Annotated in this window: 1 protein-coding gene; it reads left to right on the forward strand. The window is 49.6% G+C overall.

Features of this window, described 5'->3' with window-relative positions:
- On the forward strand, nt 1–483 hold a 483-nt coding region (locus OUO13_RS14300), incomplete at its 5' end, for an IS3 family transposase (protein WP_283174583.1).
- Nucleotides 484–516 lie beyond the last annotated feature (33 nt).

The following is a 516-nucleotide window of genomic DNA, read 5'->3' on the forward strand; positions in this document are numbered from 1 at the left end:
AATCAGCAGTGGGTTGGAGATGTTACCTACCTGAAAGTGGAGCGACAGTGGTTGTATCTCTCCACGGTGATGGACCGGTATTCGCGCAGAATACTGGGGTGGAAACTGAGCAAGGAACGGACTGCAGAGGTGACCTGCCAGGTACTGAAACAAGCGCTCAAACTGACCGGAGCGAGTAGTCAGGGAATCCTGTTTCATACCGATCGAGGTTCGGAATACGGCGCTGAAAAAGTGCAGGAGCTACTCAAGGAAAAAGGGATGATTGCCAGTATGAACCGCCCAGGGAAATGTACCGACAACGGAGTTATGGAATCCTTCTTCCACAGCCTGAAAGCAGAAAAATTAACGGGCCAGATATGGAAAAGTTATTCTGGTCTGAGAAAAGCGATCAAGGATTACATTGATGGCTTCTACAACCGATCACGCCTGCACTCTGGTCTGGGGTATCTCAGTCCGCTAGAGTACGAGGCGAAGAATGGATAATACGAATGTGTCCGCAAAAGTGGGGCAAGATCA

Source organism: Parathalassolituus penaei, assembly GCF_026626885.1.
Classification (GTDB): domain Bacteria; phylum Pseudomonadota; class Gammaproteobacteria; order Pseudomonadales; family Oceanobacteraceae; genus Oceanobacter; species Oceanobacter penaei.